8 protein-coding genes are annotated in these 14,770 nt (G+C 65.6%); 3 read left to right on the forward strand and 5 right to left on the reverse strand.

Features of this window, described 5'->3' with window-relative positions; all coding sequences use genetic code 11:
* Nucleotides 1-136: 136 nt before the first annotated feature.
* Nucleotides 137-3,301 carry a transglycosylase domain-containing protein gene (locus tag AC5QPF_RS07095; RefSeq protein WP_494962565.1) on the reverse strand — a complete coding sequence of 1,055 codons (3,165 nt, stop codon included), beginning with the start codon at nucleotides 3,299-3,301 and terminating at the stop codon, nucleotides 137-139.
* A 431-nt stretch (nucleotides 3,302-3,732) separates the two neighbouring features.
* On the opposite strand from AC5QPF_RS07095, the gene AC5QPF_RS07100 reads away from it, so the two are divergent.
* Entirely contained in the window at nucleotides 3,733-5,154 is a 1,422-nt protein-coding gene (locus AC5QPF_RS07100; protein WP_494962566.1) for an amino acid permease, read from the forward strand.
* 68 nt (nucleotides 5,155-5,222) lie between these two features.
* Here AC5QPF_RS07100 and AC5QPF_RS07105 read toward each other — a convergent pair whose 3' ends face one another.
* The 3 genes from AC5QPF_RS07105 to AC5QPF_RS07115 all read right to left on the reverse strand — a co-directional run bounded on the left by AC5QPF_RS07105 (nucleotide 5,223) and on the right by AC5QPF_RS07115 (nucleotide 12,554).
* Nucleotides 5,223-6,347, reverse strand: a complete 1,125-nt coding sequence (locus AC5QPF_RS07105; protein ID WP_494962567.1) for an OpgC domain-containing protein — start codon at nucleotides 6,345-6,347, stop codon at nucleotides 5,223-5,225.
* A 143-nt stretch (nucleotides 6,348-6,490) separates the two neighbouring features.
* Entirely contained in the window at nucleotides 6,491-8,107 is a 1,617-nt protein-coding gene (locus AC5QPF_RS07110; RefSeq protein WP_494962568.1) for a glutamate synthase-related protein, read from the reverse strand.
* A gap of 160 nt (nucleotides 8,108-8,267) precedes the next feature.
* On the reverse strand, nucleotides 8,268-12,554 hold the full coding sequence (locus AC5QPF_RS07115; RefSeq protein ID WP_494962569.1) for a DEAD/DEAH box helicase: 4,287 nt from the start codon (nucleotides 12,552-12,554) through the stop codon (nucleotides 8,268-8,270).
* Between the two features lie 89 nt (nucleotides 12,555-12,643).
* Between AC5QPF_RS07115 and AC5QPF_RS07120 the strand changes: the two genes are divergently transcribed.
* The gene (locus AC5QPF_RS07120; protein WP_494962570.1) at nucleotides 12,644-13,042 is read left to right on the forward strand and encodes an NUDIX domain-containing protein; all 399 of its coding nucleotides are present in this window, start codon (nucleotides 12,644-12,646) and stop codon (nucleotides 13,040-13,042) included.
* Nucleotides 13,043-13,167: 125 nt separating this feature from the next.
* On the forward strand, nucleotides 13,168-13,806 hold the full coding sequence (locus AC5QPF_RS07125; RefSeq protein WP_494962571.1) for a LysE family transporter: 639 nt from the start codon (nucleotides 13,168-13,170) through the stop codon (nucleotides 13,804-13,806).
* 28 nt (nucleotides 13,807-13,834) lie between these two features.
* Here AC5QPF_RS07125 and metR read toward each other — a convergent pair whose 3' ends face one another.
* Nucleotides 13,835-14,752 (reverse strand): transcriptional regulator MetR, encoded by a 918-nt coding sequence (gene metR, locus AC5QPF_RS07130; RefSeq protein ID WP_494962572.1) that lies wholly within the window; start codon nucleotides 14,750-14,752, stop codon nucleotides 13,835-13,837.
* Nucleotides 14,753-14,770 lie beyond the last annotated feature (18 nt).

The following is a 14,770-nucleotide window of genomic DNA, read 5'->3' on the forward strand; positions in this document are numbered from 1 at the left end:
TCCCACTCGTGCTTTAGGCACCGCTGGCATTCAGTCTGCCATCCACTGCTCTCACCCCTTTGAGTTTAAGAGGACTTGAAGACACAAGCGGGCGTTGCCCGCGATGAGGCCCCTGAGGGCGATACAGAATCCGGAATCAATGCGCCTGGGTCACGCTCGACCCAGGCTCCGCCGTCAGCGGCACTGCGCACTGGGTGTTGCCACCCGGCTTGAGATACGGCAACAGCAGCGGTGCCATGCCCTTGAGCACCTGCACCGGCAGCGCCGAGGTGAACTTGAACGACTCCGCCGCACGCCCCGGTACGAAGGCAGTAAGGGTGCCGAAGTGGTTGTCGCCCAGGTAGAACACGAAGGTGGCGGTGCGGTTCAGCGAGCGCGAACCGATCAGGCGGCCACCGGCGCCGAAGCTTTCGATACGGTTGTCACCGGTCCCGGTCTTGCCGCCCATGGTGAGCACGGTACCGTCATCCAGCTTGAAGGTCCCGGCCACGCGCCGCGCGGTACCGGCGTCCACCACCTGCGACATCGCCCCGCGCAGCGCCCGTGCCACTTCCACGGTAAGCACCCGTTCGCCGCGATCCGGATCGCCGGCCAGGTTCACCTCATAGGGTGTGCCAGCGGCGAAATGCAAGGTGTCGATCCGCAATACCGGCAGACGCACGCCATCGTTCTGGATGATCCCGACCAGTTCGGCGAGGGCCGCCGGACGGTCGCCGGAACTGCCGATGGCGGTAGCCAGCGACGGCACCAGGTGGTCGAACGGATACCCCACGCGTTTCCAGCGCGCATGGATATCGAGGAACGCCTCCACCTCCACCAGGGTGCGGATACGGCTATCGCGGGCGCCCTGGTGCTTGCTCTTGAACAGCCAGCCATAGACTTCCTGGCGCTCGAAATGGCTGGCCAGCGTCGCCTCCTGGAAGCTGGCGCTGGGGTGCTTGAGCAGGTAGCCGAGCAGCCACAGGTCCAGCGGGTGGGCCTTGGCGATGAAGCCCTGGTCGGGCAGGTCGTACTTGCCCGGGCCGTAGGCGTAGTAGAGGGCGTCCAGGCGTTCGTCGCTGAGCGGATCCTTCTTGCCGCTGACCGGCTTGCCCACCAGCCCCTCTTTCTTCATGTGGGCACGGACGAAGGCGTTGAAGGTGGCCTGGTCGGCTTCCGGGAACAGGTAGCGGTGCACCGCGGCCAGGCGGATCGGCGTGACGCGCATGCCGTCGAGGAAGGTATCGAGGCGTTCCTGAGAGGTCTTGCGCTGGTACTTCTTCCAGAAGCGGCGGAGGAAGTCGGTGCCCTCGCGGTCGGCGAAACGGGCCAGGTATTCCTGGCGCCGCGGCTCGGCATCGTCCTTGAGCAGGGCGGCGCTGTTGCCCGGGGCCTGGTAGGTGCTGTAGCGCACCAGGTCGCGCATCAGGCGAATGAACGGCAGGTTGATGGATTCGCGCAGGGCGTCCTTCAGGCTAGGGATGCGGCCGTTGTCTTCTTTGCGGAAGTTGTTGAACACATGCAGCCCGCCACCGGTGAAGAAGGCCTCACCGGGACTGGCGGAGTACTTGCGCTCCAGCGCCGCGTCGAGCATCGCGTTGATGTCGCGGTCCTTGCTCTGGATCATCCAGTCGATGGCCCAGCGGGTGATGAAGTCCAGCTCGGCTACCGGGACTTTCTTCAGTTCCGGCACCGACATGTTGCCGTAGCGGTCGTGCAGTTCGTTGATGATCTCCAGGTAGCTGGTCAGCACCCGCAGCTTGGCGGTGGAGCCGAGTTCCAGCTTGCTGCCCTCGTTGATGTCGAACGGCTGGTCGGTGCTGTCGGTCTGCACCCGCACCCGCGAGCCGTCCGGGGTGCGTTCCATCAGGGTGAAGCTGTAGCGCACCTGGGTGGTGCTGGTAGGGGTCAGCAGGCGTTCGCCGAACAGGCCCATCTTCGACGCGAATTCCGGGTCGGCGAGGTGCTTGAGGTAGTCGCTGATCTGGTTCTGCAGATCCGACTGCAGGGTACTGGTGGCCGACAGGTCGAGGCGGTCGAGGTCGTACAGCGGCCGGTTGAGCATGCTCGACAGGCGACTGCGGGCCACGCTGATGCCCTTGTTGGTGACGATCGGCACGATGGTCGGTTGCGCCACCCAGTCGCGGTAGATGGCCTTGCTGGCCAGGGCGGCGTCGGCCAGCGGCTTGTCGATGATGTTGTTGGCGGCGAGCAGGCGTACATGACTGTCGGTCAAGTCGGCCAGTTCGTTGCGGCCCTTGGCCAGGAAGTGCGAGGGACGGCGCTGGGCGATCATCAGCGAGAGCACCTGGCGCAGGGCAAGACCGCGGGCGGCGAGGGTCTCTGGGTCGGTGGCAGTGGACGCCAGCAGGCGGTTGACCTCGGCGAAGTCGGCGCCGTACCAGACCCGCAGGCCCTCGGCCATGCCATGCACCTCACCATGTCCGGGCACTGCCGACAGCGGTACGCTGTTGAGGTAGTCGCGGACGATTCGCTGGCGTGCTTCCAGGGTTTGCGGGCCGTCCTGGTAGGCGCGCACGCTGGCGGAAATCATCTGGCGGATCTTCTCTGCGCCAGACACGGTAAGGCCGTCCGGTGAGTGGCGGTATTTTTCCAGTTGGGTGGCCAGGGTGCTGCCCCCCGCCGACTGGCCGGGCAGCGCCAGGTACTTGGCGACCTGGGTGTAGGCGGCCTTGGCGAAGCGTGGCCAGTCCACCGCCGGGTTGGCGTTGGGGTCGTTGGGGTCGAGCAGGTCGCGGTTCTCGATGAACAGCAGGCTGTGCACGATCACCGGCGGGATCGAGGTGAAGTCCGGGTACAGGTGCTGCGGATACTGGTACTGGTAGAGCGCGCCGCCGCTGCAGTCCGTAATGCTCAGGCCGCTCTGGATCTTCTCGGTGTAGGGTACGAAAAAGCCATGGTCGACGTAGTTCATCAGCGCCGGGGAAAAGCGTGTCTGGTTGACCACCACGTAGTCGCGTTTGAGCAGGCGCGGGATGAACTCGCCCAGCGCGCTGTAGCCCAGGCGCTTGTCGAACGGCCCTTCGCCGGGATAGACGATGGCGTCGCTCGGGCCCTTGTCCAGCGAGTAGGTGAGGGTCTTCGCCAGTTTGCTGAACTCGCGGGACTGCACGGCCGAGCTCTGCATCTCTTGATAGGCGGCATAGCTGAGCAGCGCCAGGGTGGCGAGCACGATCAGGACGATCAGCCACCACAGGTAGCGCAATGGCGAGCGGCGACGGGGTGTTGACGGCGACGGTTGTTCCGATGGCTCAGCGGGGGCCAGATTTTTTTCGTGATCCGAGTGCCACTGTGCGCCCATAGTCTTAAGCCTGATTTCGTTATTTCTCTTGCTTTGTCTGAAGCTTAGACGCTGGTCGGAAGTGATGAAAAAATTGTTGGAAGCTGCCAGTTATTTCATAAAACGATGTAGGAAGAGGCCGGATTTACCCTGTTTGCATGAGCGCCCCGATTGGGTGCTCGCGCCCCCGTAACGATTAGCTTTATGGGAAATGCCACTCCGCAAAAGGCATTTATGCCGGGACTTCTCGCCAAATATCCGCACTTTTATAGTGAAAATTCCTGCATCCGCCTCCCTATACTGCACGCCCTTCGCTCTGCTGGCACCTTGACTGCCTGCAGACGGATTCACCCACAAGGTCGAGTCCGGCGAGGTGCCGCGTCCTGCCTATCGGCGATGCGTGCGCCTGCGTGAATGCTCATATCCAATAACAAAATCTGAGGTTGTAGCTCATGCCAGTCGGCAATCCCTCCACTCACGACGGGACCGTTCAGGGCGGCCCGCTCAAACGTGAACTCGGCGAACGGCACATTCGTCTCATGGCCCTTGGCGCCTGCATCGGTGTCGGTTTGTTCCTCGGTTCGGCCAAGGCCATCGAAATGGCCGGTCCGGCCATCATGCTCTCCTATATCATCGGCGGCCTGGCGATCCTGGTGATCATGCGCGCCCTCGGCGAAATGGCCGTGCACAACCCGGTGGCCGGTTCCTTCAGCCGCTATGCCCAGGATTACCTTGGCCCGTTGGCGGGCTTCCTCACCGGCTGGAACTACTGGTTCCTGTGGCTGGTGACCTGTGTCGCGGAGATCACCGCAGTGGCCATCTACATGGGCATCTGGTTCCCCGATGTACCGCGCTGGATCTGGGCCCTGGCGGCGCTGGGCAGCATGGGCGCGGTGAACCTGGTCGCGGTCAAGGCGTTCGGTGAGTTCGAGTTCTGGTTTGCCCTGATCAAGATCGTCACCATCATCGCCATGGTCATCGGCGGCATTGGCGTGATCGCCTTCGGCTTCGGCAACGACGGTGTCGCGCTGGGGATTTCAAACCTGTGGAGCAACGGCGGCTTCATGCCCAATGGCGTGACCGGTGTGCTGATGTCGCTGCAGATGGTGATGTTCGCCTACCTCGGCGTGGAAATGATCGGCCTCACCGCCGGTGAAGCGCGCAATCCGCAGAAGACCATCCCGCACGCGATCGGTTCGGTGTTCTGGCGCATCCTGCTGTTCTACGTCGGCGCGCTGTTCGTGATCCTGTCGATCTACCCGTGGAATGGCATCGGCAGCGCCGGCAGCCCGTTCGTCATGACTTTCGAGCGCCTGGGCATCAAGACTGCCGCGGGCATCATCAACTTCGTGGTCATCACCGCGGCGCTGTCGTCGTGCAACGGCGGCATCTTCAGCACCGGGCGCATGCTCTACAGCCTGGCGCAGAACGGCCAGGCCCCGGCGATGTTCGCTCGCACCTCGGGCAATGGCGTGCCGCGCAATGCCCTTCTGCTGTCGATCGGTGCGCTGTTGCTGGGCGTGCTGGCCAACTACCTGGTACCGGAAAAGGTGTTCGTCTGGGTGACTTCGATCGCCACCTTCGGCGCGATCTGGACCTGGGCGATGATCCTGCTGGCACAGCTGAAATTCCGCGCCGGGCTGAGCACCGCCGAGCGTGATCGCCTGCAGTTCCGCATGTGGCTGTGGCCGCTGAGTTCGTACCTGGCGCTGGCCTTCCTGATCCTGGTGGTGGGCCTGATGGCGTACTTCGAGGACACCCGCGTGGCGCTGTATGTCGGGCCGGCGTTCCTGGTGTTGCTGACGGCCCTGTACTACGGGCTGAAGCTGGCGCCGAAGGATGAGGCTGCCGGGGTGGTGCGTTCCGCTTCCTGATCTTGTGTTGATCTTTCGGGCCCTATCGCTGTCTTGCCAGCGATGAGGCCCGGAAGAACATCACCAGTCTAGGCAGCCTGCACCGCCACCACCCGATTCAACCGCTTGTTCCAGTCCAGCCACAACGCCAGCCCCATCATCAGCCCGACCCCCGCCAGCGCCGTCAGCACCTGCATCGGCCACTGGTCGTCCCCCAGCGCATTGGCCATGTCCGCCAGCGGCGCCAGCAGCACGCCAAGACAGAACACCTCCAGCGAATAGCGCCCCATCCGGCAACTCTGCCGCGCCAGCCAGCTTTGCACCCACGGCCCGTTCGGCAACAGCCGCGCCGTGCAGTAGGCGAGGGCGAGGAAATGCAGCAACCGCGCCGGCGACAGGTTGGTCTTGCTGATGGGATACAACCACTCCGCCAGCACCTTGGGCATCAGCGCGTCATGCACCTCGGGCCAGCGCCACGACAGGGCGATCGCCGCACACACCAGCAGATACCCCGCCGCCAGCATGAACAGCGGCTGTCGCCACACCGGCCGCAGCTCCGGCACCTGTTCGCGCTGGGAGTGGATCGCCACCGCGCCGCCGAGGATGAACAGCAATTGCCAGGCCAGCGGATTGAAGAACCACACCCCGCCTTCCTGTGCCGCCAGGTTCCACTGGAACATCGGTGCCATCAGGTACAGCGCCACGGAAAAGCCCACCACGTACTCGGCCCGGCGCAGCATCAACGGCAGCACCAGCGGCAGGCCGAGCAGCAGGAGGATGTACAGCGGCAGTGGGTCCATCAGGTTGGGCTTGAAGCGCAGCAGCAGCTCGTCCACCAACGCCTGCTGCGGGTTGCCGAGGAAATAGTAGAGGCCCATTTCCTGGATCATGTCCCGGGTTTCCACATGGCTGTTGGCGACGAAGACAATACCCATCAGCAACACCAGCAGGAAGATGTGCACCACGTACAACACCCATGCCCGACGCAGGATGCGTACGCAGGCCACCACCCAGCCACCACGCTGCGCCACCTTGCCGTAGGCCAGCACCGCCGCGTAGCCGGCAAGGAAGACGAAGATTTCCGCGGCATCGCTGAAGCCGAAGTTGCGCACGGTGACGTTGGCCAGCGGGTTGCCGGGAATGTGGTCCCAGAAGATGAACACCAGTGCCAGCCCCCGGAAGAAGTCGATTCGATGGTCGCGGGCGTTGGTCATGGCGAAGGCTCTTGCAAAGGGTATTTCAGTAGAGAATCGAAGTCGGCGAGTGGGTTCCGCGCCGCTGGTCATTACCGATCAGTGGCGCGGAGGGTGGGGAGTTTTGCCGGATATTGCAAAGTGACGATGTTACTGGATGTCTCTCAAGCGGCCTCGTCCTGTGGCTCGAAGCTATCGGCCCGCGCCATGGCCCACATGCGCTGGTAGAACTCGCCGCTGACCTCGCCGCTGAGCAGTTCACCCGGCTTGAGGAACACATGGGTCTGGGAGAACAGTTTGATCTCGGTGGCCGACATGCGCCGCACCAGGTGCTTGGCCTCCAGTTGCGACGGATGTTGCAGGCCGGCGGCGGCGAGCATTTCGGCCAGGGCCTTGAGGGTGTTGCGGTGGAAGTTGTAGACCCGCTGGGCCTTGTCCGGAACCACCAGGGCGCGCTGGCGCAGGCCGTCCTGGGTGGCGACGCCGGTTGGGCACTTGTTGGTGTGGCAGCTCTGCGACTGGATGCAGCCGATGGCGAACATGAAGCCCCGCGCCGCGTTGGCCCAATCCGCGCCGATGGCCAGGACGCTGGCGATATCGAAGGCGCTGACGATCTTTCCGCTGGCCCCCAGCCTGATCTTGTCCCGCAGGTTCAGACCGACCAGGGTGTTGTGCACGAACAGCAGGCCCTCGCGCATCGGTACGCCGATATGGTCGGTGAACTCCACCGGCGCCGCGCCGGTGCCGCCCTCCTTGCCGTCGATGACGATAAAGTCGGGCAGGATGCCGGTCTCCAGCATGGCCTTGGCGATGCCCATGAATTCCCACGGATGGCCCAGGCACAGCTTGAAGCCCACCGGCTTGCCGCCGGACAGCTCACGCAGCTGCGCGATGAAGCGCATCATCTCGATCGGCGTGGTGAACGCGGTATGCGCCGACGGCGACACACAGTCCTCGCCCATGCTCACGCCACGGGTCTCGGCGATCTCGTGGGTGACCTTGTCCTTGGGCAGGATGCCGCCGTGGCCGGGCTTGGCGCCCTGGCTCATCTTGATTTCGATCATCCGTACCTGCGGGCTGCGCGCCTGCTCGGCGAAGCGTTGCGGATCGAAATGGCCGTCGGCGGTACGGCAGCCGAAATAGCCGCTACCCAGCTCCCAGGTCAGGTCGCCGCCGTGCTCGCGGTGGTAGGGGCTGATGCTGCCTTCGCCGGTGTCATGGGCAAAGTTGCCCAGCTTGGCGCCCAGGTTGAGGGCGCGAATGGCGTTGGCGCTGAGGGAGCCGAAGCTCATGGCCGAAATGTTGAACACCGAGGCCGAGTACGGCTGGGTGCATTGCGGGCCGCCGACGGTGATGCGGAACGAGTCGGGATCGCTCTTCGGTGCCGGGCGCATGGAATGGCCGATGAACTCGAAGCCGGACTGGTAGACATCGATCAGCGTGCCGAAGGGCTTGTCCGACTGCTCGTTTTTCGCCCGGGCGTAGACCAGCGAGCGCTGGGCGCGGGAGAAGGGCAGGGCGTCGCTGTCGGCTTCCAGCAAGTATTGGCGGATCTCCGGGCGGATGCCTTCCACCAGGTAGCGGATATTGCCGAGGATCGGGTAGTTGCGCCGTACCGCGTGGCGAGTCTGCAGCAGGTCGAAGAGGCCGATCAGGCTGAGTACCGCGGTGAGGACCGTGAAAGGCCACAGCCAGTCGTAACGCAGGAAAGGCAGGCTGGCGAGGGTGAACAGGACGCAGGCGACGAAGAAGGCGTAGCGGCTCAGGAGTGACAGGCTCATACGGATTCCTTGGTGGAGACGTCGGGCAAGCCGTTAACCATATAGCGGATGGGGGAATCAGGCCAGTCAGTTGCCCCGGACTATCTGCACAACTCTTGAAAGCTGTCGGTAAACCTTGTGGGAGCGAGCAAGCTCGCTCCCACAAGGTTTTGCGTCGACCCTACGCTCGGATCAGGCGCTCGCGCAGCACGGGTTCATCGTTCTCCGCCACCTCGGGCCAGAACTGCGCCGTCCCTGCCACCAGCGCCGCCACTGGCAAGCCGTCGCGATACAGCAGGCGATTGCCCGCCAGCGCCGGCACCTTGGCTCCGGGCAGCAGGCTGCCGCTGAGGTTGAGCGGATCGCTGCCGCTGACCAGCACCAGGTTGCCATCCAGTGGCCGACGTCTTACGCCGCGCAACACGGCGATGGCCTCGGGCAGGGCGAACTGCTCGCCGGCCAGGCCGCTGACGAAACGCCCGCCGCGAATCTCGCCCCGAGCCTCAAGCCGGTGGAAGGTGCGCAGCAGTTCGCGCCAGCTCGGCAGCCAGTCGGCCTCGCGCTCCAGCAGGCGCCAGAACACCACGCCATAGCGGCGCAGCAGGGTGCGGGCGATATGTTCGTAAAGCGCCTCGCGGTCTTCATTGCCGGCGGAACGACGCAACAGCGCCCAGCGCCCGGCATCGTCCATGCCGCCGAACAGCGGCCCGCGCCCGCGCCGGCTGTTGTGAGCCTGGCGCTTGCTCGTCGGGGTGATCAGGGCGCGCAGGCCGGCGAAGCTGTCGGCGCTGACCAGCCCGGCGGCCACCAGCTCCTGCAAGGCGTTCTCCAGTTCGGTGGGCAGCAGGCGAGCCTCGTCGCGCAGTTCATCGAAGAACAGCGCACCGTGCTGGCTCAGCGCGGCGTGGACCTTCTGTGCTCGGGGCGACAGCGCTTCGATAGCGAACGGCTGTCCCAGCCCCTGCCACAAGCCCAGGCGACTGCGCGGCAGCAGCACCAGCGGCGTGCTGCGCAGGGTGCTGGCGGCGGCCTTGCCGGACGGCGCCAGGCGCGCCCAGGCGAACTTGCCGGCGCGGCAGGCTTCGTCCAGCCAGCGCGGGCTGTAGTCGCCCAGCCGCGCGGGCAGCAGGTCGCTTTCCCAGGCGCTGGCGGCCGCGGCGTAGCCTTCGAACTGTTCCAGCACCTCGCCGAGGGCGGCATTGCCTTGCAGGCGACCGGCGCTGGACAGGTGCTGCCAGTCGAACAGGAAACGCATGAAGTCCTGCAGGCTGACCGGCTCGATTTCCCGGCGCAGGCGCTTGATGGTGTAGCGATGGATGCGCGCAAGCAGATGGCGTTCGCACCACTGCACCTTCATCTCGTCAGGATGGAACTGACCGCGCAGCACATAGCCCTCGCTTTCGAGGCGGGCCAGGGCCTGGTCGATCAGGGCAGTGCGCAATTGCAGCGGTGCAGCGATCTGTTGCGGCGTCGAAGGACCGAAACCGCCGAGGCGGGCGCGGATCAGTTCCAGTACCGCATCGTCTTCCCCAAGGCGTTCATCGAAGCCCGGCAATGGCGCCAGGTCCGGTTGCAGCGGGGCCTGCGGATAGACCGCGCGCAACAGGTTCAGTCGCTCCCGCGCCAGCCACAGACCGCTCTCGGCCAGTTGCAGGCGACAGGCGCGGCCACCCTTGGCCAGCGACGCGAGCCACTCGTACCAGCCCGGATTGGCTGCCACCTCGGCATCGGTGATCGTCGCCAGGGTCATCAGGGCCTCGTGCATCTCGTCGCTGCTGCCCGGCGTCGGCCAGGCTTCGGCGGCTACCGCCGCAATGGCATCGCGATCCAGGGCACCCAGCTCGTCGCCGCTCTGCGGCTCGCTCCAGCGCCGGTTGAGCACGGCCTGGGTGCGCCGTTCCTCCAGCGGTGCGTCATCGAGGAAGGCATAGGGCCGGGCATTGAGGATTGCCGCAGCCAGCGGCGAAGGCGCCGGCAGGTCGCGACAGATCAGGCGGATCCCGCCGCTTTCGATGCGCCGCAGCAAGGCCAGCCAGCCCTCGGCATCCATGGCCTCGTGCAGGCAGTCGTCGAGGGTCTGTTCCACCAACGGGTGGTCCGGCACTTCGCGCTCGCCGACGATATTTTCCAGGCAGGCCAGCTGGTCGGGGAATACGGCGGCGGTCAGGTCCTCGCTGCGCATGCGCTGGATCTGCGGGGCGATGCGCTTGCCGCCGGCGAAGCGCGGCAGGGCCAGGGCGACCCCGGCGTTCCAGCGCCAGCGCACGCCGAACAGCGGGGCGTCGAGCACCGCCTGGATCAGGATGTGCTCGGCCGTGGCGCTGGGCAGGTAGCGCCATACCTCTTCCAGGGGAAAGCTGTGGCCGGCGGACAGCGACAGGATGATCGCGTCCTCGCTGGCCGCCGCCTGCAGTTCGAAGTTGAAGGTGCGGCAGAAGCGCTTGCGCAGGGCCAGGCCCCAGGCGCGGTTGATGCGGCTACCGAACGGCGAATGAATGATGAGTTGGGTGCCGCCGGATTCGTCGAAGAAACGCTCCATCACCAAGGTGTCCTGGGAGGGCAGGGCGCCGAGGACCTGGCGGCTGCGGCCGAGATAATCCAGCAATTGCTCGGCGCTGTCCGGGCCAAGGCCCAGGGTTTCGGCCAGCCACTTCAGCAGCGGTCGTTCGCGGCCCTCGCTGTCTTGCAGGCGCTGGTCGATCTCGGCCTGAAGGCGTGCGACGGCGCGGGACAGGTCGTCGCTGCGACCGGGCGCCTCGCCGAGCCAGAACGGAATAGTGGGCGGCAAGCCCTGGGCATCCTCGACCCGCACCCGGCCTGGCTCGACCCGGAGGATGCGGTAGGACGCATTGCCAAGCTGGAAAATATCACCGGCGATGCTCTCCACCGCGAAGTCCTCGTTGACGCTGCCGATGTTCAGCGCCTGCGGCTCCAGCAGCACGGCGTAGTCAGCGTTGTCGGGAATGGTTCCGCCGCTGGTCAGGGCGGTCAGCTGGCTGCCACGGCGACCGCGCAGTTCGCCGCTGACCGCGTCGCGGTGCAGGTAGGCGCCGCGTACGCCCTGACGGCCGCTGTAGCCCTCGGCGAGCATGCGCAGCAGGGCCTGGTAGTGTTTTTCGTCGAGCCCGGCGTAGGGCTGGGCACGACGGAAAAGGTCGAGCAGGGCCTGTTCCGGCCAGGGCTGGCAACTGACTTCGGCGATGATCTGCTGGGCCAGCACGTCCAGCGGTGCTCGGGGAATCTGCACTTCGTCCAGCTCGCCGCGGCGCACGCAGTCGAGCAGGGCGACGCACTCGATCAGGTCGTCGCGGCTGGTGGGGAACAGGCGGCCCTTGGGCGTGCCTTCGATCTGGTGTCCAGAACGACCGACCCGTTGCAGGAAGGCGGCGATGGAGCCCGGTGAGGCGATCTGGCAGACCAGTTCCACCTCGCCGATATCGATGCCCAGTTCCAGCGAGGCGGTGGCCACCAGCACCTGCAGTTCGCCGCGCTTGAGCCGCTGTTCCGCGTCCAGCCGGGCTTCCTTGGCCAGGCTGCCGTGGTGCGCCGCCACCGCGTCACGGCCAAGGCGTTCGCTGAGATAGCGAGCCATGCGCTCTGCCAGGCGCCGGGTGTTGACGAAGATCAGCGTGGTGCGGTGTTCGCGGGCGAGCACGGCGAGGCGGTCGTAGACCCGCTCCCAGACATCGTTGGCCATCACCGCGCCCAGCGGTTGCGGGGGTACTTCGATGCCCAGGTCGCGGTGTCGGGCATGGCCGATATCGACGATGGCGCAAGCCCGTCCGGTACCAACCAGAAAACCCGCCACGCGCTCCAGCGGACGCTGCGTCGCCGACAGGCCGATACGCCGCAACGGCTTGCCGCACAGGGCTTCGAGGCGTTCCAGGGTCAGGCTCAGGTGACTGCCGCGCTTGTTGCCAGCCAGGGCGTGGATCTCGTCGACGATCACCGTGTGCACCGTCGCCAGGCCCTTGCGCCCGGACGCGGAGCCCAGCAGCACGTACAGCGATTCCGGCGTGGTCACCAGGATATGCGGTGCTTGCCGGCGCATGGCTGTGCGTTCTTTCTGCGGCGTATCGCCGGTGCGCACGGCGGTGCGGATGCGCGGCACCGGCAGGCCTTGCTGTTCCAGTTCGGCGCTGATCCCGGCCAGCGGATTCTGCAGGTTGATCTGGATATCGTTGGACAGCGCCTTGAGCGGCGAGACGTAGACCACCAGGGTTTCGTCCGGCAACTGGCCGTCGTTCGCCAGACCCTGTTCGAACAGTTCGTCGAGCACGGCGAGGAAGGCGGTGAGGGTCTTGCCGGAGCCGGTAGGCGCGGCCACCAGCAGCGATTCGCCCCTGTGGATCAGCGGCCAGGCCCGGGCCTGGGCCGCGGTGACCGTGGCGAAGCTGCGGCGGAACCAGGCGCGGATGGCGGGGTGGAAGGCGTCCAGTACCGGATGATCGAGGGCAGGGAGGTTCATGGACTGTTTATGCGTCCGTGCGCCGATGGTTGCAAGAGGCCACTGGTCAGGTGATGCTTGCCCGTCTTTTTTCGTTACGAGTCGCGTCCATGAGCAAGACCATCCGAATCGCCGCCGCCCTGTTGATCGACCCGCGTGGCCAGACCCTGCTGGTGCGTAAGCGCGGCACCCTGGCGTTCATGCAGCCGGGGGGCAAGATCGAGGCGGACGAACTGCCGGTGACGGCCCTGGCGCGGGAGCTGTTCGAGGAGCTGGGGTTGCGTATCGATGAGGACGAGGCGCAGTACCTTGGCAACTTCAGCGCGCCGGCGGCGAACGAGCCGGGGTTCGAGGTAGTGTGCGAGCTGTTTCGGGTGCAGACCGATGCGGCAGTAGTGCCGGCTGCCGAGATCGAGGAAGCGGTGTGGGTGGATGGCGATGCTGCGCTTGAGCTGGAGCTGGCGCCGTTGACTCGGGACAGTATCCTGCCGATCTATCGCGGTGCCTGATCCATCTATCGCGGGTAAACCCGCTCCCACAAGGATCGCGTACACCGCTAACCCTGTGGGAGCGGGTTTACCCGCGATGAGGCCCTCAATAACAACAAACAAATCACTGCAAAGGAGTGCCCCTGATGATCCCTCTCAACGACTGGCTGCTGTTTACCGGCGCCGCTTTATTGATGGTCCTCACCCCCGGACCGAACATGATCTACCTGATTTCCCGCTCCATCTGCCAGGGCCGCATGGCGGGAGTCACGTCGCTGCTGGGCGTGGTCGCCGGCTTTCTGGTGCACATGACTGCTGCGGCTGTCGGCCTCACCGCCCTGTTCATGGCCGTGCCCCTGGGCTACGACCTGCTGCGCTGGGCCGGTGCCGGGTACCTGCTGTGGATGGCCTGGCAGGCCGTGAAACCCGGCGCTCGCTCGCCCTTCGAACCCCGCGACCTGACCCCGGATTCGCCGCGCAAGCTGGTGCTGATGGGCTTTCTCACCAGCCTGCTGAACCCCAAGGTGGCGATGTTCTACCTGTCGATCCTGCCCCAGTTCATCACCCCGGAGCATGGCTCGGTCCTCGCCCAGAGCCTGATCCTCGGCGTTACCCAGATCAGCGTGAGCTTCACCGTCAACCTGCTGATCGCGCTGTTCGCCGCCGGGATTTCCGCCTGGTTCATGCGCTATCCGCTGTGGCTGATGCTGCAACGCTACGTGATGGGCTTTGTCCTCGCTGCCCTGGCGCTGCGCCTGGTACAGGAGCAGCGCAAGCTGGCCTGAACTGTCGGCCACGCTCCGAGAAGCAACGTCAGCGCACAGCGCTGACACCGTCGAGGGTGGAGAACGAAGTGTCCTTGGCCGTAAGCAGGAAGTCGCGCATGTACGGCGCATCCAGCATATCGGTGCGCACTGCGGCGTAGAGCGTGGCGAACAGGCCTTTCTCGCCGAGGCGCTTGGCCTTCACGTAGCCCCGCGAGCTGTACTCGTGCAGCGCCCAGTGCGGCATGCCGCAGACTCCGCGGCCGCTGGCCACCAGTTGCATCATCATCACCGTCAGTTCCGCCGTGCGCACCTGCGCCGGCTCGACGTCGGCCGGTTCGAGGAAGCGGGTGAAGATATCCAGGCGGTCGCGCTCCACCGGGTAGGTGATCAGGGTTTCCGTGGCCAGGTCGGTCGGCACCACATAGGGCTTGCCCGCCAGCGCATGCTGGTTGGCCACGGCAAGCATAGCCTCGTAGGTGAACAGCGGAACGTAGGTGATCCCGGCCAGTTCCACCGGATCCGAGGTCACCACCAGGTCGAGGTCGCCACGGGCCAGCGCCGGCAGTGGGGCGAAGGCGAAGCCGGAGGCCAGGTCCAGCTCGACTTCCGGCCAGGCATCGCGGAACTGATCGATGGTCGGCATCAGCCACTGGAAGCAGCTATGGCACTCGATGGCCATGTGCAGGCGCCCGGCAGTGCCGCCCACCAGCCGGGCGATATCCCGCTCGGCGCCGCGCAGTAGCGGCAGGGTCGCATCGGCCAGTTGCAGCAGGCGCAGGCCGGCGCTGGTGAAGCGGATCGGCTTGGTCTTGCGCACGAACAGCGGCATGCCCAGGCGTTCTTCCAGTTCCTTGAACTGGTGGGACAGAGCGGACTGCGTCAGATGCAGGCGCTCGGCGGCCTCGACCAGGCTGTCGGCCTCGCGCAGGGCGTGCAGGGTTTTCAGGTGGCGGATTTCGAGCACCTGGATTCTCCATGAGAG

Source organism: Pseudomonas sp. Con_6 (genome assembly GCF_059379395.1).